The sequence below is a fragment of the Aerosakkonema funiforme FACHB-1375 genome (genome assembly GCF_014696265.1).
GTDB classification, from domain to species: domain Bacteria; phylum Cyanobacteriota; class Cyanobacteriia; order Cyanobacteriales; family Aerosakkonemataceae; genus Aerosakkonema; species Aerosakkonema funiforme_A.
In genome coordinates this window covers 66,392-93,321 of the sequence record NZ_JACJPW010000007.1, presented here as the reverse complement: position 1 = coordinate 93,321, position 26,930 = coordinate 66,392, and the positions used below count along the sequence as shown (strand labels likewise).

Annotated in this window: 14 protein-coding genes; 11 read left to right on the top strand and 3 right to left on the bottom strand. The window is 41.2% G+C overall.

Going from position 1 to position 26,930, the window contains the following annotated elements; genetic code table 11:
* The first annotated feature begins 18 nt into the window (after window positions 1–18).
* From H6G03_RS04350 to H6G03_RS04330, 5 genes are all read left to right on the top strand, one after another.
* A complete protein-coding gene (locus H6G03_RS04350) occupies window positions 19–2,568 on the top strand; it encodes a phosphorylase family protein (RefSeq protein WP_190462452.1) in 2,550 nt (849 codons plus the stop codon).
* Entirely contained in the window at window positions 2,558–4,969 is a 2,412-nt protein-coding gene (locus H6G03_RS04345; protein ID WP_190462450.1) for a tetratricopeptide repeat protein, read from the top strand. Before H6G03_RS04350 ends, H6G03_RS04345 begins: the two co-directional genes overlap by 11 nt.
* A 39-nt stretch (window positions 4,970–5,008) precedes the next feature.
* A complete protein-coding gene (locus tag H6G03_RS04340) occupies window positions 5,009–6,928 on the top strand; it encodes a tetratricopeptide repeat protein (protein ID WP_190462448.1) in 1,920 nt (639 codons plus the stop codon).
* A 33-nt stretch (window positions 6,929–6,961) separates the two neighbouring features.
* Window positions 6,962–8,806 (top strand): tetratricopeptide repeat protein, encoded by a 1,845-nt coding sequence (locus H6G03_RS04335; RefSeq protein WP_190462446.1) that lies wholly within the window; start codon window positions 6,962–6,964, stop codon window positions 8,804–8,806.
* Window positions 8,807–8,939: 133 nt separating this feature from the next.
* Complete coding sequence (locus H6G03_RS04330; protein ID WP_190462444.1) at window positions 8,940–9,095, top strand: hypothetical protein; 156 nt, start codon at window positions 8,940–8,942, stop codon at window positions 9,093–9,095.
* A 146-nt stretch (window positions 9,096–9,241) separates the two neighbouring features.
* Here H6G03_RS04330 and H6G03_RS04325 read toward each other — a convergent pair whose 3' ends face one another.
* Window positions 9,242–10,138 carry a transposase family protein gene (locus tag H6G03_RS04325; RefSeq protein WP_190462441.1) on the bottom strand — a complete coding sequence of 299 codons (897 nt, stop codon included), beginning with the start codon at window positions 10,136–10,138 and terminating at the stop codon, window positions 9,242–9,244.
* A 53-nt stretch (window positions 10,139–10,191) separates the two neighbouring features.
* Here H6G03_RS04325 and H6G03_RS04320 point away from each other — a divergent pair, with 53 nt between their 5' ends.
* The 6 genes from H6G03_RS04320 to H6G03_RS04295 all read left to right on the top strand — a co-directional run bounded on the left by H6G03_RS04320 (window position 10,192) and on the right by H6G03_RS04295 (window position 23,004).
* Window positions 10,192–10,923 (top strand): tetratricopeptide repeat protein, encoded by a 732-nt coding sequence (locus H6G03_RS04320; protein WP_190462439.1) that lies wholly within the window; start codon window positions 10,192–10,194, stop codon window positions 10,921–10,923.
* 229 nt (window positions 10,924–11,152) lie between these two features.
* A complete protein-coding gene (locus H6G03_RS04315; RefSeq protein WP_190462437.1) occupies window positions 11,153–13,165 on the top strand; it encodes a tetratricopeptide repeat protein in 2,013 nt (670 codons plus the stop codon).
* Window positions 13,166–13,195: 30 nt separating this feature from the next.
* Window positions 13,196–14,383, top strand: a complete 1,188-nt coding sequence (locus H6G03_RS04310; protein WP_190462435.1) for a tetratricopeptide repeat protein — start codon at window positions 13,196–13,198, stop codon at window positions 14,381–14,383.
* A 376-nt stretch (window positions 14,384–14,759) separates the two neighbouring features.
* Window positions 14,760–18,917 carry a phosphorylase family protein gene (locus H6G03_RS04305; protein ID WP_190462433.1) on the top strand — a complete coding sequence of 1,386 codons (4,158 nt, stop codon included), beginning with the start codon at window positions 14,760–14,762 and terminating at the stop codon, window positions 18,915–18,917.
* Between the two features lie 165 nt (window positions 18,918–19,082).
* On the top strand, window positions 19,083–21,416 hold the full coding sequence (locus H6G03_RS04300; RefSeq protein WP_190462431.1) for a tetratricopeptide repeat protein: 2,334 nt from the start codon (window positions 19,083–19,085) through the stop codon (window positions 21,414–21,416).
* Window positions 21,417–21,426: 10 nt separating this feature from the next.
* Window positions 21,427–23,004, top strand: a complete 1,578-nt coding sequence (locus H6G03_RS04295; protein ID WP_190462429.1) for a tetratricopeptide repeat protein — start codon at window positions 21,427–21,429, stop codon at window positions 23,002–23,004.
* Here H6G03_RS04295 and H6G03_RS04290 read toward each other — a convergent pair.
* Both H6G03_RS04290 and dnaX read right to left on the bottom strand, forming a co-directional pair.
* Window positions 22,931–25,003: a DNA polymerase gene (locus H6G03_RS04290; protein ID WP_190462427.1), complete on the bottom strand. Its 2,073-nt coding sequence runs from the start codon at window positions 25,001–25,003 to the stop codon at window positions 22,931–22,933. The two genes, H6G03_RS04295 and H6G03_RS04290, sit on opposite strands and share 74 nt — an antisense overlap.
* Before the next feature lie 489 nt (window positions 25,004–25,492).
* Window positions 25,493–26,896, bottom strand: coding sequence for a DNA polymerase III subunit gamma/tau (dnaX, locus tag H6G03_RS04285; protein ID WP_190462425.1), 1,404 nt, complete (start codon window positions 26,894–26,896; stop codon window positions 25,493–25,495).
* Window positions 26,897–26,930: the final 34 nt, after the last annotated feature.

Below are 26,930 nucleotides of genomic sequence, written 5' to 3'. Positions count from 1 at the left end.
TAAACCAGAGGTGAACAAATGCCCTGCGCGGTGATACTGACTGCTATTCCCGTCGAGTATATCGCTGTTCGCGCCCATCTGAGCGACCTGCGAGAGGAAATGCACCCCCAGGGAACGATTTATGAGCGAGGAAAATTTTTCGCTAACGGTAAGTCGTGGGAGGTTGGAATTGTGGAGGTGGGTGCGGGCAATGCTGGGGCAGCAGTGGAGGCGGAGAGGGCGATCGCCTATTTCAATCCCAGTGTCATACTCTTTGTGGGAGTGGCTGGAGGGATCAAGGATGTAGCCATTGGCGATGTGGTAGCCGCGACCAAAGTCTATGGTTACGAGTCTGGCAAGGCAAAACAGAAATTTCAACCCAGACCCGATTTAGGGCTATCTACGTACAGATTGATCCAGCGAGCGAAGGCTGAGTCGAAAAAATCGGATTGGCTGCAAAGGCTGACATCTGCTGTACCCGATTCAAACCCTCGCGTATTCGTTGCGCCGATTGCCGCCGGGGAAAAAGTGATTGCTTCAAGCAAGTCTGATGTTTTTAAGTTTATCCAGTTAAACTATGGTGATGCGATCGCTGTGGAGATGGAGGGACGAGGATTGCTACAAGCGGCTCATGCTAATCACCAAGTATCGGCACTGGTTATCCGTGGGATTTCGGATCTGATTGATGGTAAGAGTGAAGCCGATGCGGGTGGTTCTCAAGAAATGGCGGTTCGCAATGCCAGTGCGTTTGCTTTTGAAATTCTGGCCAAGCTTCAGATTGAAGAGGCGGGTAAGGCATCTTCCCAGCAATCTACTCTGCCACTCGTTCTACCTAAATCTGCCCAAACCATGAGTTCTGACTCTACACCTCCAAAAGTTTTTATCAGCTACAGTCATGACTCCCAAGAACACAAGGATCGGATTTTGGAACTTGCCGATCGCTTTCGCGAGGATGGCATTGACTGCAATATTGACCAATATGAAGATTCTCCTGCTGAAGGATGGCAGCGCTGGATGCTGAACCAGGTTGAGGCGGCAGATTTTGTGCTGGTTGTCTGTACGGAACAGTACGATCGGCGATTTCGGGGCCATGAAGAAGTGGGAAAGGGTAAGGGCGTAACCTGGGAGGGTGGGGTAATTATTCAAGAACTCTACGATGCTCAAGGGAAAAACTCAAAGTTCATCCCTGTCACTTTTACTCCCCAGGACACTGACTTTATTCCCAGTCCTTTACGCGCTGCAACTAACTATAGGCTGAATAGCACAGATGAGTATGAACGGCTTTACCGTCGTCTGACTAATCAACCTAGAACCCGCAAACCGGATCTGGGTAAATTACAAACTTTAGCCCCGCGCGATCGCAAACAGGTTTTTCCAGCTATTTCAGATGATTCACCAGCCTCTAATTCTCGCCCACTCAACTTCTTTGCGCTTGATGATACTTGGGTTGGTCGGGAAAGTCTAATTCAGGATTTGAGTCCTCGAATTCGATCCTCCTGTCGATTATTAATACTTGTGGGGATTACAGGGATTGGGAAAACGGCTTTAGGGGAAAGATTAGCAGTTGAGTTATCAGACTGGTTTGAGGGAGATTGGAGTAAGTTTCACGAAGAGAATTTTGAGAACGAACAACAATCTAATGATTTTGCTAGCGTAGCGGCGAGGTGGCTGGAGAAGTGGGGCGAACTGATTACGCCGGAAGACCGCAAAGATACTCAGCGCCTGCTATATCGGTTGGTGAGACATTTAAAAGAAAATCGCTATTTGGTTCAACTTGATTCTTTAGAGAACATTCTACAGGGGAATGAAGAAGAGGGATGGAGTGATTTCAAAGATGAGTGGTGGGTGCAATTTTTTGAAAGTTTGCTAGTAGCAGATTCTTGTGAAAGCTGTATCATCCTAACTTCGCAAGATTTACCCGCTCAAATCCCAACACTAGGAACGAGGTATCAAAATTTTTGGTATTGCCAGCCTCTGAGCGGTCTGGAAGAACCAGAACGGTTGCGATTGTTCGATAAAACAGGATTAGATGTTGGTACAGAGTCAACAGGTAAACCATATTTAGAAAGAATTGGGTGTGCTTATGAGGGACATCCTTTAGCATTGCGGGTGATTGCTGGAGAAATTATAAATCAGCCTTTTGATGGTAATGTTTTGGCTTACTGGAATCAGCATGGACGGGAAGTAGAAGAGGTTGAGAAGGCAATTGAGGAAGCGAAAACTAAGGGAATAACAGCATCAGCCGATGATAAGTTCAACCTGCATCGATACACGCGCAACTTACGAAGGAATGTGCGAGTTAGACTAGAAAAGACGTTTAATCGGTTGCAAAAAGATGTTCGCTATGGCTATATATTGCTGTGCGAAGCTTCCGTGTACCGCTGTCCAGTACCGGAGGATTTTTGGCTCTCGCATCTGGAGGATTGGGATCGGGATGAAGATGAACAGCAGGTAGCGTTGGATGCGTTGCGCGATCGCTTTTTAGTGGAAGAAGTCGTTGAGAGCGATCGATGCTTACTCAGACAGCACAATTTAATTAGGAGTGTGTCGCTTGAACATTTAAAACAACTGGATGACAATGACGAATAATCTTGGCGAGTTTGACGATGAAAAACAACAGGCTCACCAAAGAATTAACATTACACCCCCTGGAGAGTCTGTACTAGCAGAGCTTGGTATTGATATAGCAACACTGAACTCTATCAACCCGCTTTGGAAACGCACTCAATACAGAGCTGTTATCCAATGGCTATTGAAGTACAAACCTTTGCAATCAGCAACCAAGTTAGAGCAAGTTAGAGGTTACTTAGAAGCTGTTTACCATCTTAGGGAGGCAGAATCTTGGGCAGAAGCATATACAGTTATTATGACTCGCCTCAATACTCCTACAAAAGAAGAATTGCATAATCAACTGAATACCTGGGGTTACTATCGAGAACAGATTGAGCTTTATGAAACAGTTTTATCCAAGGTTAATCCCATTACAGATGCAATTTGTTTAAATGGTTTGGGCGACGTATATCTGGCTAAAGGCCGACTCAGTGAAGCAACTGATTACTATTCGCAAAGTGTAGAAATTGCACATAAAGTTTCAGCATATCGACTAGAAGGAATTGCCATCGGAGGTTTAGGCAATGCCTATCTGGCTATGGGAAATCGTAACCAAGCTATAGAGTATTATCAAAAGCAATTGAAGATTTCTCAAGAGCTTGGCGAGCGATGGATAGAAGTAATAGCACTAATTGGGCTTGGAAATAGCTTTAACTTTATAGGGGAGTTTAAAAAAGCTACTAGATATTATCTGCAAAGTCAAGAAATTGCTATAAAAGTAGAGCATAAAAGAGGTAGAAGAATTGCTCTAGCTGGACTGGGAAATATTCAAACTGCTATCGGACAGTATGAAATAGCTATTGAATATTACAATCAAGAACTGGAAATTGCCAAAGAGATTGGCGAAATAGCTGGTGAGGGAGATGCGCTATGGAGTCTGGGAACTGCCTATTACTTGATGAAAGATTACCTCACCGCACTAAAATATTATCAGCAGTCTCTAGAAATAGCAGTAGAACTTGGAGATGCAAAAGGAAAAGCTAAAAGAATGGGAAGTATAGGAGTTATCAACCATAGTTTAGAAAGATATAAATCTGCAATTGAATATCATCAACATTTTTTAATAATTAGTCGTGATATTGGAGATCAACTAGGAGAAGGAGAAGCTTTAACTAATTGGGGAATAACTCATAGGGAATTAAGAGAATATTCTGAATCTCTAGAAAAATTGTACGAAGCGCTGAAAATTTTTAGAAAAATTGAAAATCCCATTGAAGAGGCACGAGTTCTCAAAAGTTTAGCAGAGGTTCATCAAACTTTAGATAGGCGGAATGAAGCCATTATTTTTGTAGATATGGCTTTAACGATTACAAATAAAATAAAAACTCCCTTAGCAGAAGTATGTCATAAATTAAAAAACGATTTACTGCAATATAAACCTGTGGATAGCTCTCAGTCATTAAATGAATTTTTAATCAATCAAATTCAAGAACAAAATAATTTATTAAGGTTTTTTACAACACAAATACAGAGAGATACACAACAGGTTATTGAAGCTGAAGTCATTTCAAACTCACCAGATTCTCAAGATGAACAAGAATATCGGATTGAGGAGCAGTCTTGGTATGCTCCAAACCTTCCCGAAAGTCAAGAAATTGATGAAAACCTATGTGAGTCAATGAAAAAGGAAATTGATGCCGTTATTATTACCGCAACAGATGTGGAATTGAGATCTGTCACACACCTACTAAAACCTTATCCCAGAAGAAAGAAAATTTTACTGGTCTACTCAGGTCCAGAAACTTACTATCTGGGAAAATTCGGCGCGTACAATACTGTTGTTACTAAGTGTCGGATGGGAGCAATCGGTGAAGGTTCGGTTATCTTAGCAACTGAACAAGCTCAACGTCTCTGGAATCCCAAAGCAATTATCATGGTTGGTATAGCCTTTGGTAAAGATCTGACTAAGCAAAAGATAGGGGATGTGTTAGTTGCATCACAAATTATCTCTTACGAACAGCAGCGTGTTGGAGAAGAGATAATTTATCGCGGTAGTATTCCACCAAGTAACACAATATTGCTGAATCGTTTTGAAAACGTTCAAAATTGGCAGTTTGCTCGTCCAGACGGCTCATATTGTAGCCTCATTGTCGGTTCTATTCTATCCGGGGAAAAGTTAGTTGACAATCCAGATTTTAAAGCCACTCTATTTCAGCAGTTTCCGCAAGCAGTGGGAGGAGAAATGGAAGGGGCGGGGCTTTGTGCAGCATCAGGGCGCGTAGGTACAGCATGGATTTTAGTCAAGTCTATTTGCGACTGGGGAGATGGAAAAAAACACAAAAAGCATCAACCCTTAGCGGCTGCGGCTGCGGCTTCGCTGGTGCATCATGTGTTGTCTCAAAAAACTGCCATGAATGGAATAAAAAAATTGATTAACTGAATAGATAAAAAAAATTATAAAAACCCTTGAGGTTACATAATGAGTACACAGAGTGAGTTAGAAGAGCAAGACCAAGAAACTTTAGAGAACTTTCGTATCACACCTTCCGGTGAATCCATACTGGCACAGTTGGGTATCGAACCAACTACTATCAAAACTATCAAACCAGCTTGGAAACGCAACAAATACAGGGCTGTAGTCAACTGGTTAAGGAAATATAAACACGGATTTGATGTTACTAACATTGAAAAAATTAAGGGTTTAGTGGAAGCATTTTACCATCTTTGTGAAGTAGAAGCTTGGAAAGAAGCAAGCGAAATTCTTTTTATCCAACTTCTTACTTCCACCCAAGATGAGTTACACAATCAATTAAGCATTTGGGGATACCACAGCCAACGAACTGAACTTTACCACAAAATCTTAGACAGATTAGAACCTAACTCAAACAGCATTATTGTTAATGGTCTAGGTAATTCCTGTATTGCTTTGGGAAACTATACTAAAGCGCTGGAGTATTACAATCGCAGTTTGGCTCTCGATCGAGAGATTGGCGATCGCCAAGGAGAAGGTTCAGCTTTGGAAAATATTGGAGCGGTTTATTTTCAGTTGGGAGATTATGCTAAAACAATTGAGTATCAGCAACAACATTTAGCGATCGCAAAGGAAATCGGCGATCGTACAGGAGTTGGGCAAGCTCTGTTAAATTTAGGACTAACTGCTCATGCTTTGGGAGAATATACCCAGGCAATTAATAATTATGAGCAAAGTTTAGTAATTGCACGAGAGACAGGTGACAGTTATTTGGCAGGACAGGCTTTAGGGAATTTGGGACTTGCTTATTATGACTTGGCAGACTATGGCAATGCTATTGAATGTCATTTACAAAGTTTAGCTCTTGCACAAAAGAGGGAAGATTTATCAGCAGAAGGACATTGTTTTGGTAACTTAGCACTAGCTTATGATGCTTTAGGAGCTTATGTTAAAGCGATTGAGTATCTAGAAGTAAGTTTGGTAGTTGCACGAGAAACTGGAGAACGTTTAGTAGAAGCCAGCGCATTAACGAACATAGGTTATGCTTACGAAGCTCTGGGAAAATATGCTCAGGCAATAAAATTTCACACCCAGAGTTTAGCAATAGCTCAAGAAATTGGTGACCGCTTGGGAGAAGCGAGTGCTTTGGAAGGTATAGGCAATATTTATAAATATCAAAGAAAATATCAAAGAGCAATTTCTTACTACAAGCAAAGCCTAACCATAGCTAAAGAAATTGGAGACAAAAAAGGGGAGGCTACATCTTTAGGAAACCTAGGTGTTGTTTACAATGATTTGGAGAAGCATCAAAAAGCAATTAAGTACCATCAGCAACGGTTGAAGATCGCACGAGAAATAGGAGATAGACAAGGTGAAGGACAAGCTTTGGGAAATATCGGCAATACTTACGATGCTCTCGGCGACTTGACACGCGCAATTGATTACCAGCAACAAAGCTTGGCGATCGCCCAAGAAATCGGAGATAGAAAAGGAGAATCAGAAGCTCTCGGAAATCTTGGTAATGCTTATTATGCCCTGAACAACTACGCACAAAGTATGGAATATCATCAACAGTGTTTAGCACTCGCCGAAGAAATTAATGACTTATGGACTCAGGGTGCAACGCTAGGAAATCTGGCAAGCGTTTATGCGGATATGGGAGACTATGGCACAGCCATTGATTACAATCAGCAGTGTTTATCCATCGCCAAAGAAACTAGAGATCCTGAAGTTGAAGGCATTGCTCTTTGTAACTTAGGAGCTTGTCTGCTAAAACTGGAACGTTACTCGGAAGCTCTAGAATCTCTACAGGCAGCTATCAAGATTTTCAAAAAGATTGGGAATCATTCTGCTCGGGTTGAAGCCTTGAATAGATTAAAAGAACTTCATCAGAAATTAGGTCATCAAAAATTAGACGATGATGAGTAATTTGACAAACAACTTCTCATTAGGTGCTAAAGAATGGCGCGACTAATACGCTCTACCGATTCAGTTTTAGCAGAACTTGGTATCGCTCCAGCCGATCTGAAATCTATTAAACCCCGTTGGAAACGAACCCAATACAGAGCGATCGTGAATTGGTTAACCAAATACCAGCCTCCTTCTTCCGCCTCCCATTTGGAGATGGTGCGGGCATATCTCGAAACTTGCTATCACCTGTTCCAACTTGAAGACTGGGAAAAGGCAGATCGAATATTAATGATTCCTGTTGCTGGTTTAACAGATGAAGATCTAGACGATGCCCTGGGAACTTGGGGTGCATACTCTGAACAAATTAATTTGTATCACAAGCTTGTAGGTAAACTAAATTTCCAAAGAAATATCTCTCTAACAAATGGTTTAGGTTATGCTTACGACACGATTGGGCAATTTCAAACAGCTATTCATTACTATCATATTGCTCTGGAAGAATCTCAAAAACTAGGTCAAATCAAACTGCAAAGCAGAACCCTATCCAATCTTGGCAGTACCTACACCAGCCTTGGGGATTACCAGAGTGCTACTTCAGTTCTTAATGAAGCTTTAGAAATTGCTCGCAGCCAGCAAGATGAATACCTTCAGAGTGCTGTACTCAATAATCTAGGTGACGTTTATTTAAAAAGGAGCGAGTACGATCAAGCACTTGATTATTATCAACAGGATTGGTTGATTGTCGAGCGTATTGGAGATAGTAAGGGCAAAATTACGTGTCTTAACAATTTAGGAAATGTCAATAACTATCTATGTAATTATGAAACAGCGATCAACTATTACCAGCAAGCTTTAGAACTCGCGGTCGAGTTTTCTTACCCAAGAGAACAAATGCGTGCGTTAAGCGGTTTAGGAGATGTTTTCCTCACCCAGGGAAATCCTGAACAATCTTTACACCAACAACAGGAAGCATTGGCAATCGCAAAAAAATTGGGCGATCAACCGAATGAAGGAACTATTTTAGGCAGTATTGGCAATATTTATTACAGCATCGGTGAACATCATCAAGCAATTTCATTTTATCATAAGGCTCTCAACCTCGCTCGTAGCTTGGGAGATGTGGGTACTGAAACAACAGCACTGGCTGCTCTGGGAAAAGCGCATCGTGCGCTACAAGAAATTAAGCAATCTGAGTATTTCTACCAAACAGCATTAGGGCTGGCACAAGAGAGTGGCGACTCTAATTCAGAAGCCACAGCAATTCTTGGGCTAGGCAATGTTGCTTTTCACAAAAAGCACTACGAAATTGCTATTCAGCGTTTGAAACAGGGTTTGAAAATCGCCCGTCGAATTGGCGATTTGGGTAACCAGGCTGCTGCCCTTGGCACAATTGGTAACTGCTACATTCGCCTCAAACAGGTGGCACGAGCCATTCGCTATTTCCATGCCAGCGTCAATTTAGCCCGTAAAGTAGGAGATGTGGAAAACGAAAATGAAGCTCTCATCAGTCTGGGAAGTGCTTACACTGCTTTGGGAGATGTAGATAAAGGTATTGATTATTTTCACCAAAGTTTTATCCGTTCCCAGGAAATTGGTGCCGAGGACTCGGTAGGGTATGCCCTCTACAACCTCGCCGTGAGCTATGCTCACATTCATGACTGGCAACAAGCACTCCTGCATATTTTACGGAGCCTTGCTATTTTCGATCGCCTTCAACTGCCAGATGCCCAAGATGCTGTCAACATGGTCTGGAGACTTATCCAAAGTACAGAATTGGATGTTCAAGATATTGAAGCGGCATTAGCTCAGATTGCCGAGTTAGATGGCGACTCCGTTGCAGAACAAATAGCTACCTGCTTAGCTGAAACAGATTCGGAAGTGATTGATGCCAGCTAGCAAACCCAGTTAGTCATTTTCTATAAAATCGAATATTATATGTTTTTTTACAATCAAGGCTTGTTTGCTTAATAAAATCCTTAATATAGTATCTTGTATTGTGCAATAACGAACGCAATAATTAGTTAAATTTATGGATAAAAATGCTCAGCTAAATATTCAAGAGAGACTGGTTTCACAAAAAGTGAGTATTATACCTTCCGGCGAGTCAGTTTTGGCTGAACTTGGGATTGAACAAACTACTTTAAAGCTTATTAGACATCTCCAAAAACTGCCAAAGCCTTTCTAATATTGGTTTTTGACTACCTGCCCCCTAAAGGGCAGGTAGTCAAAAACCAACGGTTACATAAGGCTTTGACAGTGTTGCAGTCAAAATGTGGTAGATTTTTTAGGTAGTCTTATTCCATATTCAAATCCAAATGTTAGGCTTTTTAGCTATGCGAGAACTATTGCACCTATCCGCCATCTAATTAATCCGCATACAGCCAGAATTACTGGTTCATAAGTTGTAGATTTTAACCGGAATCTTTCGGCTGATATTCGGAAAGTTTTCACCAGTCTAATTAAGTGTTCTACTACCACTCTAGTTCGGGCTTTTTTTTGATTATCTTGTTTTTGTTCAACTGTTATACCTTTACTTCTAGTTTTCTTATGAGGTGTGTCAATCGCTGGTTCTCCTACATAAGCTTTATCTCCTTGAAACTTTTGATTATCACTTAACTCTCTGGCTCGTTCTCGCCAGATTTTTATGTCGCTGGTTGCCCCAGGTTTTCCTACTACTACATCCACTATCTCTTTGCCTGTAGGCATCACGATGAATTGGTTTTTAAATGTATGGTTTTTCTTCTTCCCGGAGTAATACTTTTTTTGTTCTTGGTATTCTGTTGGTCTTTCCCTTGGCTGCTCGCAGCTATCCACTATTAACTCAAATTGACTTAATATTTCTTCAATCCATGCCCACTCTGAGCCGTTTTTTTTTACTTGTTCCACTAAGGACGCTGGCAGCAGTTCTCTCAATATTTCCAGCCAGTAATGAAATATATAATTGGCGGCTGATTCGCTGATGCCAAACTGAACTCCTAACATCTGGAATGTCGGCAAGTGATGTAGGTATACTAATGTTAGGAGAATCTGGTCTGTTAAGTTTAATTTAGCTTGTCTTCCACCGCCAGCTTTGATTATTCTTGTTTTCTTTTGTTCGATTGCTTTTGGTTTTTGATTATGTAAACTCTCCGCTTGCCTGATTAACTCAATTAACCGTTCATAGTCTAAACCCACTAATCTTTGGGATTCGGATGGATGCTTCTCTATGTACTCTCTTAGTTGACTCATCTTTGGCAAAGTAAAACTCCATTTTACCATCCGCGATCGCATTCTTCGTTTCTATGTTGGAGATGTCTATTACCCCTAAATGGAAACGCACTCAATACAGAGCGGTCATCAACTGGCTGACCAAATACAAACCTCAGCCAGATTCACCTATATTAGAACAATTACGCGGGTGTCTAGAAGCATTTCACCACCTGTGCGCCGTTGATGCCTGGGAAAAAGCTGCTAACTTAATTAGGAGAGGAGTACCTGTTACAACTTCGACGGTTCCCCTAAATAGTTATGAAGATATTTATTTAGAGGAAGCACTGCACAATCAACTCGGTGATTTTAGCTACTACCGAGAACAAATAGATTTGTGCGGCAAACTTATAGGAAAAGTTAATAATGAAGTTGATGCCTACACCCTCAGTAATTTAGGCAATACTTATACCTGTTTGAAGCAATACGAAACGGCAATTGAATACCACAAACAAAGCTTAGGAATTGCTGCCGGAATTGGCGATAAATGGGCGGCGGCAGCAGCAATACATAATTTAAGCGATGCTTATCGCTTGCTCAAACAGTTCGATTTAGCAGCATTATTAGGAATGCGAAGTTTGTATATTTTTGCCTGTATACAATCCCCTGAAATGGAAACAGCCATGATGACTCTCAGTAAAATAGCACTGGAAATTGGCATAGAGGAGTATGCCGAAATAATAGAGGAGCAACTACAAGTCATTAAGCAAGAAGAGGGCGGTGAACAGGCAGTAGTAGGGTTAAGGCAATTACTTTTTGAGACTTGATTGACAAAAGCTTGGGAATGCTTGCGTGTAGCACCGGAAATCTTTAGAGAAATTTGCAAGGTTCTTAGGGAGACGCTCGTTCGTTACAATCTAGCAGAGCTTTTTTATCAAATGGGCGAATTGGATTTCGCTGTTTCTGATTCCAATCGCGCTCTATCTATTGTTGCAGAGTTAGGCATACCCTTACAACAAGACTGTAGGGAGTTAAAAAAAGAAGTGAAGTACACTCATGAGTAGCCTTAATAAGTTTGTTAATGGAGAGCAAGAGATTATCCAGAAGGTTGACATCATACCCCCCGGTGAGTCAGTTCTGATGGCGCTTGCCATCGACCCCTCTACCCTGAAATCTATCAAGCCACCTACTAAACGTACCCATTATCGAGCAGTAATTAACTGGCTCACAAAATATAAACCTCTGCTGTCTACTACTAATCTAGAACAAGTAAAAAGTTGCATAGAAGCCTTTCACCACCTCTGCGAAATAGAAGCTTGGGAAAAAGCTAGCCAACTTCTATTTATTCATCTCAGTACACCCACAAAAGAGCAACTACACAATCAACTTTATACCTGGGGATACTATCGAGAACCGCTTGAATTATACAAGCGAATTCTTCACAAGCTCAATTCTCGAATAGACGCTATCATTTTCAATAATTTCGGTAACTCTTATCTTACCTTTGGGGATTTAGATAAAGCAATCGAATACTACGATCGGAGTTTAGCCATCGCTCAACAGATTGGTGATTCCTTGATAGAAAGTCAGTGTTTAGGAAATCTAGGACTAGCTTATCGAGGTAAGGGTAACTCAGGTAAAGCTATAGATTATCACCAACGCAGCCTAGCCATCGCTCAACAAATAGCAAATCGCCAACAAGAGGCAGGATGCTTGAAAAATTTGGGGGAAGCTTACTTCGATTTGGTAAACTATACGCAAGCGAGAAGCTGTTTTGAACAAGCATTGAATCTAGACCAAGAAGTTGGCGATCTCCAACAAGAATGTCAAGCTTTGGAAAGTTTAGGACGGCTATATTTACTCCTTAACAAGCCAAATAAAGCCATTGAGCATTATCACAGAAGTTTAGCGCTTGCGCGGCAAATCGGCGCTCGTCAAGATGAAGAAGTAGCTTTGGGAAGTTTGGGTAATGTTCATATACTTTTAGAACAGTATCCCCAAGCAGTTCAGTATTTAGAAGAAAGCCTAACGATTGCTAAAGAAATCGGTTCTCGTCGGGGTCAGGAAAGCAATCTGGAAGCTCTGGGGAGTGCTTACCATCAACAAGGAGACTACGATCGAGCGATTACCTGTTATCAAGATAGTCTCAAAATGGCGCGACAAGTCCAAGACCGATTTTGGGAAAGCCGAGCCCTTAGAAGTATTGGAAACCTGTACTCAATTACAGAAAACTATCACAGTGCTATCGAATGTTATCAACAAAGTTTAAAAATTGCCGAGCAAGTTCAAGACCGTCCTGGTGAGGAAGCTGCTTTAGCCTATCTGGGAACATTATATGCAGAGTTAGATGAATCCGTTCTGGCGATCGAGTGTTTTCAGCAGACTTTGGCGATTTCACGGGAACTCAATGACCTTCAGGCACAAGGAGAGTATCTCGAAGATTTAGGTGAAGCCTACTATGCGCTGGAAGACTATGCCGCTGCTATTAATTACTTTGAACAGAGTTTGGCAATTAGACGGGAAATTAGCGATCGCCAGGGACAAGCAGAAGTTTTATGTAACTTGGGTCTAGCTTACGAAGCGATCGAGGAATATACTCAAGCAATCGATTGTTACGAAGAGAGTTTAGCTATAGCCCAGGAAATTGACGATTCCTTGCTCGAAGCTGATGCGCTCTCAAATCTGGGTGATGCTAACTACGCTTCAGAAAACTATACCAAGGCCGTTGAATGCTACCAACAGAGCCTGCCATTGAAGCAAAAACTCCAAGATATTCAGGGTGAAGCGATCGCTTTGGGAAACTTGGGGGCTGCATACTACGCTCTGGGGGATAACACTAACGCGCTCGATTACCAACAGCAAAGTCTCGCAATTTCCAGGGAAATCGAAGACCTTCACCTGCAAGCAACCACTCTCTGTAATATGGGATCGACACTGACAGAACTGGAGCGGTATTCAGAAGCTCGTGATGCTTTGCAGACAGCGCTAAAGATTTGTCGAAAAATTGGCGCTCATTCTACAATGGATGAGGTGCTGCTGAGGTTGGTCAATTTGCCTCATCAGTATTAATTATAAACAATAAAAAACTTTATTGATAACATGGATAATCTTAATAGTTTAAATTTTGAAAAACGGCTAGAGTTAGAAGCAGTATATCTTAAACCCTCTAACGAATTCGTTCTAAAATATCTCGGAATCGAGCCACAAGCTCTAAGATATATCAAATCATCTTTGAAGCGATCTCATTACAGGGCTGTAATCAACTGGCTTATAAAATACCAACCTCAGCCCAATGCTTCCAACCTGGAAAAAGTGAAAGGTTACTTGGAAGCCTTTCACCATCTTTTTGAAACATCAGCTTGGAATCAAGCTTTAAAAATTGTGACTATTAATATTATGAATTATGGAAATAACCAGCTTCATAACCAACTTTTTGATTGGGGCTATTATAGAGAAATAGCAGCATTTTATCAAAGATTTTTGGATTATTTAGAAAACTTAGCTCCTTACTATAAAACCATTTTATTATATGGTATGGGTAAAGTGCATTATGCCTTGGGATATCTGACAAAGGCGATTAATTGTTATCAACAAGCGTTAGAGCTTGCACGTACACTTCCCGATAATCAGCAGGAAGGAGCAATTTTGAATGGTTTAGGTCTTGTTTACTTTTCTTTAGGTAACTATACTCAAGCTATTAATTGCTATGAACAAGATTTAGCGATCGCGTGGAAAAATGACAACCGTCAAGGACAAGCTGCTGCACTTAACAACTTGGGACTTGTGTTTTGCAAACAAGAAAAATTCTGCAAAGCAATTAAGTACCAAAAGGAGAGCTTGAGAATTTCACGCCAAAGCCCCGATCATTCTGCGGAAGGAAGAGCATTGGGAAGCTTGGCACAAGCTTACAGTGGTTGTAAAAAGTACGATCGAGCTATTGAATACCATCAACAACATCTAACTATTATGCGGCGAATAGAAAATCGCGCAGGTGAAGCAGAGGCATTATGTAATTTGGGAATTACCATAGCAACAGTTAAGGAAGTAGAATTCAACCAAGCATTAAAGACTGAAGATTATTCAGAAGCATTAAAGTACCTTCACGAAGCGCTGAAAATTTCTAGAGAAATCGGTATACGTTTAACTGAAGCTAATGTTCTGTTAAATCTTACAGTGATTTATCAAAGGTTAGGTGAGAGAAATTTGGTTTTTAAATATTGCCAACAGGCTTTGAGTATTACCAGTGAATTGGGTATACCACTTGAATCCCTAAAACACTTGGGATAGCTCTATTTAAAATACTACTTTTTCTTGGTCAGTCCCTAGTCCCAAATTGTCAATTGACTAAAATCCATAGCGTGACAATTTAGGCTCTAGAATGTGGGCAGGAACGCTATTAACTCGAACATTTATGAATTATAGTAATACTAAACCCCGGTTGATTACCCGGTTTAGGGATTTTTATAGAACCACTTTCGTGTAGCGTGCGCGTAGCGCGTAAGACACGAAGAACACGAAAGAAGAAGAAGAGGATACGCCAATGGGTAACTAACCCGGATTTGGTATAATTCTTGATGGCTCAAAAAGCTAATAATGAAAAACTGGGCATCTTCTTAGATAATTGCCAAAATAAGGAAATAACAGATCGTACTAAGGTTCGTTCATGCCTCGCGCAGTTATCCTTACCGCACTCTCCGTAGAATATCAGGCTGTTCGGGAACATTTGACCGACGTTCAAGAAGAAACACATCCTCAAGGAACGATCTACGAACGAGGGTACTTTACTGCTAACGGTAGAGTGTGGCAGGTAGGAATTGCTGAAATCGGTACGGGAAATGCGAGTGCATCCTCAGAAGCAGAGCGGGCGATCGCTTACTTCAAACCCAAAGTTCTCCTGTTTGTGGGTGTAGCTGGAGGAATTAAAGATCTTGCGTTGGGTGATGTAGTTGCCGCAACAAAAATTTATAGTTATGAATCTGGCGACGCAGAGGATGAGTTTTTGCCTAGACCCGAACTGGAACTTGCTTCTTACAACCTAGTGCAGAGAGCTAGAGCGGAAGCACGTCCATATAAGCGTGATTGGTTGCAACGAGTGCAGCATTTGCCCGATCGCATCCCTAGCGTATGGGTTGCGCCCATCGCAGCTGGGGAAAAAGTGCTTGCTTCAACCCGGTCGAGTTTTTTTCAGTTTCTCCGAAAGCAATACAGCGACGCAATTGCTGTAGAAATGGAAGGCTATGGCTTGCTGAAGGCGGTTCGCATGAACCAGCAAGTGTCTGCGATCGTGATTCGGGGAATTTCTGACTTGATTGACGATAGAACTGAAGCAGATGCTTTTAGTTCTCAAGAAATGGCGGCACGTCATGCAAGCGCATTTGCTTTTGAGATTCTGGCAAAATTAGATATCTTCGTAGAAGATAACGCTAAACAAATTTCAGGAGCCACGCCTTATGGAAACATTGAAGAGTTAGTAACAGCGTCGATCCAAAGATTTATTCCGTCAATTAATGCCAGCACCTCTATTAATCTGAATGATGAGCGGCATAACCGAATTGAGTATGGTTGCAAACTGCTTCGGCAAGGTCGATCTAAAGAAGCCTTAACTTATCTGACAGATCTAAAAACAGAAATTTGGTATAAGTCAGATTCTCTTGTTAGGTATCGCCTACTTGCCAATATTGGTATGGCTAATTTGGGGCTGGAGCAGATCCCTGAAGCTGCCGCCGCCTTTCTAGGAGCTAGACAGCACAACCCCGAGGATGATAAAGCTCTTGCTCTTGCCGCAATGGGCTATTTCTTACAGAGAGAATATATCCAAGCTGAGGAGTTAATTCAGCTGAGCCTACAGAAAAATCCAGCTAATACGATCGCGTATTCCCTCCGAGTTCAGATGGCTTCAGCTACAGATACACTCGAAGCAGTTCTTGATAGAGTTCCGTTCGCTTACAGCAGTCATCCCGATGTACTGGTTGCTTTGGGACAAGCCGCTTTAGATCGGAAGCTATATTCCCAAGCTAAAGAATGGTTTCAAGCAGCTATCAATCAAGGTGAAGTGAACCTAAATAACGTCAAAGTTTTTCTAGGTATTAGTTTAATAGAACCGATCGCCAAAAATTTCTCTATTATTATTGCCGGACAGATCAACGAAGCAAATAAAACTAATCTGGAACAGGCTGTAGATTTATTCACTGAAGTATTAGGTGGAACTTACCCTAATTTTGATAATTTATCCCCTATAGGATTAATAGCCTTGATAAATAGAGGAAGTGCTTTGAGACTACTAGGAAAGCAAGATGAAGCAATCCGCGATTTTGAAATCGCTTTAAAAGAGAAACCTGACGAGCCTTATTGTATAAAACAACTTGCCCTTCTAGCACATGAAAAAGGTAATGAACTAGAAGCATATAATTACCTTAAAAAAATTCTTTTATGTCCACAAACTCCTGAAGCTAACTTACTAGCTGCTAGTTGTTTGATAGTATTAAAACAATTTATAGAAGCAGAAATTTTGCTTGATAAATTTATACATGATGAAGGTCACGAAGAATTTAAAAGAGAAGCTAAACAACTAAAGTTTGAGCTAAAGCTGGAACAAGGAGAGTACGAATATGCTGATAAAATAATGCAAGAATTGATGAACGAAGATCCAGAAAGTGTTGCTAATCAAATTTTACAAATCCGATTCAAACGAAATACGGCCCCTGAAGAAAATGTTCAGGAATTTATCGAGCAGGCCAAAGCATCCTTATTAGCTAATCCTTCTTATCCAGATCAAATTACTTTGGCAGATTTGCTTTATAGCTTGAAGTACTACCGTGACGCTGCGGAAGTTTATGAGCAATTTGTTGATAAGACATTAAATACCTGCCTGACAGGGAGATTACTCTCCGCCTATTACTACGCAGGTAATTATAGAGCCGCACTAGAAATTTGTCGGCAACTGCTTGCTCAGTATGGTGCTTTAGAATATGTCTCAGAAATGGCTGCATTTTTGTATGAGAATATTGGTAATCTTGATGCTAGTCGCCAAGTATCTTTGGACTACTTATGTCGCTTCCCTAATGATATCGTGATGCAATTGCGGTTAGCAATAGTTAACTATTTAACCGGAAATATGGAAGAACTCGATCGCTTTCTTGACTCAAATCCCAGTATTGAGTGTTTATCCATTGATACTTGTATGATGCTGGCGCGATTTCTTAAGATTAGAGGGCGAATGAATTATTTTTTCGAGATTATTTATGAAACAAGGAAGCGTTTTTACAACCAGGGAAAAATTCATGCTTTTTACGTAATATCCTACATGGAAGGAAGAAAAATTAAACCAAATATTTCAGAAATACAAAGTGTAGAGAATGGATGTGGAGTTCTCCTGAAAGATAAGTTTGGTATTCAGAAGTGGTATATTATTGATAATAGGCCAGATGCTGAACTTGCTCAGTATGAACTTAATGAAAGTCAGCCGCTTTACCAAGAGCTAATGGGTAAGACCTTGGGAGATGAGGTAATTATAGTAGAAGATAGCTTTGGTAAAGATGCTTTCACAATAGTTGCGATACAAAATAAATATTTGGCAGCAAGCAACCAAAGTTTTAGATTATTAGAAACATTACCAGACATCCAAGGATTTAGAGTAGCTTACATTCAAAGTACAGCAGAAGGCATCGATCCAGAGTGGCTAAAAAAACTTGATAATATGTTACAATTGGAGAAGAATAACTTTAATAAGTTTGATTCTGATTATCAAGAAGGAAAAATTCCCTTTGGTACTTTCGCAATCCTCTTTAATAAGAATCCTATTGAACTTTGGGAAATTTTGGTTGGTAAGCCTGAATCTTACATCCATGCCTGGTCAGACTTTAATTATGAAAAATTTGAAGATGCTCTTACGTTACTTCAAAAAGGAGGACTTGTAGTAGTCGATCCAGTATCTTTACTGACTCTCCACCAGTTAGGGATAGCAGATGATGCAGTTAGAGTCTTAGGGAAATTAGGACTGGCTCAATCAACTCTCGATTTACTTCAGCAAATGGTTGAAAAATTTCTTGGATGGGGAATAGAGGGTTTTACAACTTATGGAATTGTGAATGAAAAACGAATTATACAAAAGTTTAGCTCCGAGGAAGTTTCTCAACAAAGAGCTTACTTTGAACAAATTATTGGTTGGGTAAGAAACAATTGTTATATTCTCCCTTGTTGGAGAGCTCTTGATATTAGTAAAGATAAACGAAATCAACTTAACGAGCTTATAGGCACAGCCTTTGTCGATACTGTGCTAATTGCTGGAGAGCCAGGACATATCCTATATTCTGATGATCAGGTGTTGCGCTGGTACGCTCGTGTAGAATCAGGAGTTGCAGGAGTTTGGACTCAGGTTATTTTAAATTACTGCCTACAGCAAAAAGGTATTGATGAAGCGGTGCATCGTAGCGCAACTTTGCAGCTGATTCTATTGGGTTATAACTACACCGTTGTAGATGCAGACATCCTGATGGAAGGAGCTAAGCAAGCTAAATTGGAAATTAAACGAAGTTACACTGCGGTTTTAAAAGTTCTTGCAGATAGAAGAATATCGTCAGACTATATTGCTTTTGTTGCTGCTGAATTTATCTGCAAGCTGTGGGTGGAATTTAACGTTCCTTTTCTTAGGGATAACTTGATTTTGGAGTTATTAAAATTCATCGTATCTGGACGATCTCAAAGGCAAATTATCCCAAAATTGGCAAGTTGTATTGATAAGAGGTTGGCTTTGATGCCCATTGCTAAAAATCAAATATTTCATTTAATAGAAATATGGTGGAATTGTGGAATATATTATTAATTGATATTATATAGCGATGATTTGGTCTTGCTCGCTGCTAATGACGAGCAGACTATCTAAAGAGAGGACAAATGGGTAGAAAATTAGTTATAATTAATACATAAGATTTAATAATGTACTTGAACTGGCAGGGTGTCTTTCAGTGAAAAAATTTAAATTGGAAAAATGAGTAATTCTGCTGAGAGCGACACAGAAACATTAAAGGATAGCACTCAAGAGTTTGAGTCCCTGCAATGGGAATTGGCTGTAGCGCGAGAAATCCAAAATTGCCAAACAGAAGCGCAATTGCTGATTAAACTAGGTAGCCTCTATTACTCCCGAAGCAATTACGATCGCTCCCTGGATTACTACCAACAGAGCTTGAACGTAGCAAAAGCGATTCCAGACCGCAGGTTGGAAGCATTATCTCTACTAAGTCTAGGTTGGGTGTATCAAAGAATAGAAACTAATGATGGCAACTATAAGCAAATGCTGGAATGCCATCATCAGTGTTTAGCCATTGCCCAGGAAATTTCAGATCTGTGGCTGGAAGGGTCAGCTTCAGCTAGCCTGGGACGTACCTATCAGCATTTGGGAGAGCATCATAAAGCCATTGAATATTCGCGCCGTAGTTTAGCGATCGCACGGAAAATTCATCACCTGACGCTAGAGGTAAATTCCCTTGCCACCTTGAGAAGTGCTTATGATGCTCTAAGTCAGCACGATCGCGCTGAGGCTTATCAAGCCGACCTCACACCATCTGGAGAATCTGTGTTAGCAGAGTTAGGTATTAAGCCAGATTCTCTAAAATTATCTAAAATTCTGCCTCTGCAACGAGTCCAATATCGAGCTGCCATTAACTGGCTGACGAAATACCAATCGCCGCCTCAAGCAACTAATCGGGAGAAGGTGAAGAGTTATTTGGAAGCTTTTCACCATCTATGTGAAGTAGAAGCTTGGGGAACTGCTAGCAAAATTTTAGCAATTCACCTCAATACTCCTACTAACGAGGAGTTCCACAACCAACTCAAAACTTGGGGCTACTATTCAGAGCAGATAGCGCTTTACAACAGACTGTTATTTAAAGTGAGTCCAAGTTGGGACACGATTTGTCTAAATGGCTTAGCCAATTCCTATAGCGCCCTTGGTAATTATGCTAAGGCTATCGACCTGCAACAACAGCACGCTGAAGTCGCCCGGGCAATCCAAGATATTCGATCGGAGGGCTATGCTTTGGGGAATATCGGGCTCAATCACTACTACTTAGGAAATTACGCTCAGGCAATTGAATTCTTGCAGCAAGCTTTGGCCATTCTAGGCGATATTGAGGACAGTCGCGCTTTTCAGGCATTTCTAGGCAATCTGGGACTTGCTTACTACAGTTTAGGAAACTACATCAAAGCGATTGAGTGCCATCAACAAAGTTTAACCCTCGCTCAAGCAAATCAAAATCGTCGAGGAGAGGGGGAAGCTTTAGGTAACCTGGCCAATGCCTACATTGCGCTAGGGCAGTTTACTAAAGCGATTGAATACCATCAACAGCATTTGGCGATTGCCCATAAATTGGAGGATCGATACGGAGAAGGGAACGCACTGGGCAATTTAGGAAATGCTTACAATGCCTTGGGAGATGCTGTCAAAGCGATTGAATGTCATCAGCGCAGCCTGTCTATTGCTAAGGAAATCGGCGATCGCCGAGGCCAGGGGGTGTCTCTCTGTAGTTTGGGTAGTGCCTACTATGCCTTGGGAGATTACCCTCAAGCCATTGAATGCTACGAACAGAGTTTGGGGCTTACCATGCAAATTCAAGACCGTCGTGGCGAAAGTCAAGCACTCACTGGTCTAGGGCTGATCTACGACGATCTGGGTGACTATGGCAGAGCGGTTGAATACCACAAACGGGCATTGAAGATCGCCCAGTCAATTCAAAATCGTGGCAGTGAGGGTAAAATTCTTGGACAGATCGGTAGTGCTTATATAGGTCTAGAAAACTACCCAAAAGCAATTGAGTGCCACCAGCTGAGTTTGGAAATCGCCTGGGAGCTTAAAGACCGGGATGAAGAAAGAATTGCGCTAGGGAATTTGGGTAATATAGCCTTTTGTGTGGGGAAATATGGGCAGGCAGCCAACTTCTACAAATTAAGCTTAGATCTTTCACGGGAACTGCAAAACCAGCGTGGGGACGCCACCATGTTAGGTAACTTAGGGACGGTACTCTTACAACTTGAGCGATATGCAGATGCGCTGGAACATTTGCAGGTAGCCTTAGAGATTAGCAGAAAAATTGGCTTTCGGTCTAATGAAGCGATGGTACTTAGGAGTCTAGCAGAGTTGCATCAGAAGTTAGAACAACCAGCACAGGCAAGAGAGTATTGTGACCAGGCTTTGGCGATCGCTACCAAATTAGGCATTCCGCTGAGCCAAGATTGTCACGAACTTAGGGCTAAACTGAGGATATATGAAAAGCAGATGCTGGTTGAGGAGGAACACAACTTACCAGCACAAGATTTGACAAACTGACGCAGATCGCATGACGAATGACATTGCCGAATTAGATACAAATCCTCAATCTCGATCCCTTACTCAGGAATTTGGCTTAACGGCTGATGGCCAACAACTACTGGCTGAGGTTGAAGCTAGTTTGGCAGCACAGGATAGTACTAAGATTCGTCCTTGGGAACGTGCTCATTATAGAGCGGTAAAAAACTGGCTTCACAAGTACAAGCCACCCATAGCTGCTTCAAATTTAGAAAAAGTTCGCGGATATTTGGAAGCGTCGTACCATCTGTGTGAAGTAGATGCACAAGAACAAGCTAATAAAATTATTGGAATACGTCTTAACAGTATTCCCAATCAAGAGTTGCATTCGCAACTTGCTGTTTGGGGCTACTATAGAGAACAAATTTATCTCTATAATAGGCTTTTAAGCCAAGCAGATCCTCGTGTAAAGCTTGTTTATTTGACAGGGTTGGGTAACGCTTATATTTTTCTGGGCAACTACGATATAGCAATTAATTATCATTTACAAAATCTAACTGAGGCACGGAACATCAGTGATAGAGAAGCTGAAGCCACTGTATTAATTAGTCTTGCTGCTACTTATATTTTTATGGGTAAGTACTCAGAAGTAATTACCTATACTCAGCAGTCTTTGAAAATTGCACAAGCAATTGGAAACGTAAAATTAGCAGGCAACTGTTTATGTAATTTAGGAATAGCACAGTATTATTTGAGCAATTACTTAAAAGCAATTAAATATCACGATCGAGACCTAATTGTTGTCCAAAACAATGGCGACATTGAAGCAGAAGCTAGAGCAATGGGCAATCTAGGAATTTGTTACTTTTGTATAGGAAAATATGCCAAAGCTACTGAATATTTTAAAAAAGCTTTAATAATTTCGCGTAAAATTGGTAACCCCAAAGTAGAATCTGCGGCGCTGGGTAATTTAGGTTGTATTTATAATGAACTATGCAATTACTCCGAAGCCATTAAATTTTACGAACAACAGTTACAAATTACACAAGAAATCGGTGATCGTGCTGGTGAGGGAATAGCACTAGGCAATTTAGGAACTGTTTATGATTCTTTAGGAAATCACTGTCAAGCTATTGAATATCAACAGCGACGGCTAGCAATTACACGAGAAATCGGCGATCGTAATGGAGAAGGAAAAGCACTTGGAAATCTGGGAATCTCCTATTATTGCTTAGGTGACTACCCGCAAGCAATTGAGTTTTATCAACAACGGTTAAAAATTGCACTAGAGATTAGAGATATTGCTGGGCAAGGAATCGTTTTATATAATTTAGGAGAAAGTTTAGCTAAACTTAAGCGGTATTCAGAAGCACTGGAGTCTTTGCGGAAATCTCTCGATATTTTTAAGGCTATTGGTGTGCATTTCAAGGAAATTCAAATTTTGCGAATGTTGGCGAAAATATACCAGGGATCAGGTCATTACTTTATGGCTTTTAAATATTATATTTTCATGGCATTGAAAAAAACTACCCAGCAATTGCCAGGTAGCTTTTCTCTTATTTCTGCGCCCAAGAAGCACAAATCAAACTTTCTGCACTCTCCCCCTCATCCACCGGAATGCTGTGAATAAATTGCCTCATCGCCCAACGCATCGAACTTTGGATAACAGCAGCCACCTCAACAGCATAATCAGAGAGTGCGATCGCATCCACCTCATCATGGGCCATATTCCCAATATGCGCCCCATACTCAGGATGACAATCAAAGCGATCGATAATCTCACCCAAAGCCATCTTAATGATATCAGCCTCCGCCATCGTCCAGAAAGCCGCCGTCGCATCCGGCCCTCTGACAGAAACAGACGCACCTTTCCCAAACTCTTGCGGATACAAAGGAAGAAACACCCCACGTCCCGTCAAACAACGCACATAACCCAATCCAAACTTAGTACGCCCCTTAATCCCCTCAATCCCCAACACCAACGGCAAAGTGCAACTAGCCTCTTTAATAATTTTCTGACAAAAAGCAGCAACACCAGCATAAGTTCTCTTCCAACCAGACTGACTCGACTGCGCCTCCTTATCAGTTAAACTAATCCCACTACCCGTCCTAATCGTTTTCTGAAGCGTCTTAAAACCCTGCAAATTCATCGACCCATAATGCACGTTCTTACTAACAGCCCGCAACATCGCCGCCGTCTGATGATTAGCATGGGTTTTATCCTTAACCCAGAGGCGAATATTATCCTCAGTCCAATCATAACCGAGACCTTGAATAAATGCGATCGCCTCAGCAATCGAGCAAAAGATTTCTTGAGTATCCGAATTCAACCGCTTAGTTAACTCACTATCCCCAGAAGCCTCACAAGCAATCCTAGTATGTGCTTTAGAAAGGTCAGAAACAATCAAGCTAGTACCCAGATGCGCCACGAAAACCGTTCTAATCGCAGGCAAATTATAAGCCTGTAACTCGCTAGGGAAATTACTAGGATTAGGAGGATTTTGCAAATTAGGGTGTTGGCTACTACTGCGTCCAAAAGCAGCCCGATTAATTTGCGTATAACGAGAACGCACATATCCATCCCGCAAAGATTCCTTGAGATTAGCCAAATAATCCAGATAAGTCTTAGTAGTCTTAATCACCGAAATCAACCTAAGTTCTGGAATATCCCAATACTTACTCAAAGAATCAGCATTCACCTGACTTAACTTCAACTTAAATTTACCATTAATCAACTTCGGTAATTCCTTACTTGAATAGAGATAAGAAACCGCTTCAGGAAAAGTAGAACCCAACTTATTCAGCAAATCCTGATAAGCCTTTTCATACTGCACGGTAACACTATTCAAAACCGCCTCATTCACAGGCATTCCATAATAAGCCATCTGTGCAAAAGCAGGTGAAGCATTGCATTCAGCCAGATAGGAATTCCACACACCTATTTTCTTCAATAAAGGCTCAAGTCTGTCATGTACTTGCAGAACTACTTCAGCATCTAAACCTGCATAATTCAACTGGTTATTACTCAGTTCCCCACCCCCCTTATCTCCCCAACCCCATTCAGATTTTTGTTCCGTTTTATCTATATCAATGCCAAGACGCAGACAAACATAAGCCAAAGAATGCGGTTTATTGTTAACTTTATCCAGCCAAGGATCTAAACCAGCCCAATATACCTGACTCATCAACTTAGTATCGCGGATACAGCGAATTTTAAAGCCATACTTCGCCAACATCCACTGTTGTTCAAAATCCAAAGAATGACCCACAACTTCCACCGTTGGATTAGCTAATCTTTCTGCCAAAGTTTCCCAGAATCCCAACGACTGAAGTTGTCGTTCGATTTCTGCTCTTTGCTCATTATAGAAACCATTATCAATTAATAACACCCGCACCCTATTATCTATAGGAACGGCTATAGAAATCAGGCGAATTTCTCCAGTATTGGGGTCAAGAGCGCTGTCTGGTTCCCCTGAATTGCCAAAAGTTTCTAAATCAAACCCAAATCTTTTAGCTTGTTTCCACCCTTGGAGAAGTTGAGGAAATTGGGGGTTATCGAGCAGAACAATGTTGGATTGAAGTTCTTCTTCTTGTTGCAGAAATAAACTATATTGGAAATATTGTGGCATGAAAACACCTATTTGAAATTTGCGATCGCTAAATCTACCAATCCCATACTATTATATTAGCTAATTTCTCAAGTATTGGGATTGCTATTGTACAATAGTATGGTAAAACTAACCTTGTCCTTATTTATGGAAACTAGCAAAATTTGCCTAGAAGAAAGCCAGAGAATATGACAGCTTGAGAGCCATAGACAGGCTCCCAGTATAATATACTTGATTTAGTGGGGAATGTTGTAATACTATGTCCGGTACGCATTGGTAATCTAAGAGCAATATCAGGTTTTTGATGAGAATAGAACGGATTATTTTACCGCAGATGAAACACAGATAAACGCAGATAAACGCAGATGTAAGCTCTCACCTCTCTGGAGGAGACATAGATATTTCTCTTCTTATCTATTCCTTATCTATGTAACAGATAAAATGAGATTACATAACTAATACCACGGGACACGAGCTAATTATTTTCCCCAGCTAAAATCAAGAAACTATTTAGCTAGACACAGAAACTTTAATCGGTCTAGAAGTAACAGAACTAAATGCTGATTCCAACGCAGCAATTTGGCTATCCACCCTTGGTTTCAAAGCAGCACTTTTGACAAATACAGTAGCAGTGTCCTCTGAGAAACTAGCCAATGAGCCATGTTGAGAAAGCAACACTTTAAGCGCCGGAGGAACTTTAGCTAGCACAGTTTGCCAGATGTTACTATTAGGAACCCCAGCAGACGTTGGTGAAGCTATTTGTGATGTTCCAATTGTGGATATTACTTGCGATGTAGCATTGACCTGGGGATTGCCCACACTGTGCATAGCACCAGGTAGTAATCCCAAAATAGCAACTTCTAACCATAGCCAAGCTTGGGTAGAAGATTTGATTTGGGCTTCACAATTTCTCAGATGCTGTTGAGAAGCTAAAATGGTACTGCGACCCAACGAGATAGCTAATTGTTTGCATTCTTTCGATGCTCCTTCTAATAACAATGAATCGCTCTGACTATCAGTAGTAGTGAGAGCAATCAGCATTTTGGTGTAGAATTCAATTAAATTCTGAAGAACCACCAATGGTTCTTTACCAGAATTGAGGATGGTGCGAATTATATTGATAGTATCCCATTCTTCATCAGATGCGATCGCTCTTACCAATTCCACTAATTCTTGCTCTGGTACAGCACCCACCAACTCCCATACTGACTGGGCTGTGATTGGCTGTTCTAGTAAACTAAGCTGTTCCAACAACGAAAGCGCATCCCGTAACCCTCCTGTAGCTAATTGTGCCACTAAACCCATAGCAACTTCATCAATTACTACACCCTCAACTTCAGCAACGGTTTTCAAATGTGCGACCAAAGCATCCAAACTAATGCGTTGAAAGTTGTAGCGTTGGCAGCGAGAAATGATAGTATTTGGTAACTTTTGAGGTTCCGTAGTACACAGGATGAACACCACATTGGGAGGGGGTTCCTCAAGGGTTTTCAAAAGAGCCTGAGTCGCTGCACCACTCAATCCATGAGCTTCGTCGATCGTATATACTTTATAGCGACCCTGCACTGGAGTCAAGTGCGCCCCCATGCAGATTTCTCGAATCTGGTCAACCCCATTATTACTGGCTGCATCGAGTTCTAACACATCGATAGCAGCACTATGAGCAATGTCTCGACAAGAGGAACAGCGACCGCAAGGAGACGCTGTAGGGCTATCCGTTTCCAAACAATTGAGGGATTTGGCTAAAATGCGGGCAGATGAGGTCTTACCAGTCCCTCTTGACCCAGTAAACAGATAGGCACTCGCAATGCGCCCAGAATTGATAGCATTGGTAAGGGCAGTTGCGATCGCATTTTGACCCACTAAATCAGCTAAAATCTGCGGGCGGTACTTTTGGTGAAATGGTTGATACATAACAATTCAAAATTTAAAATGCAAAATTGAGGAT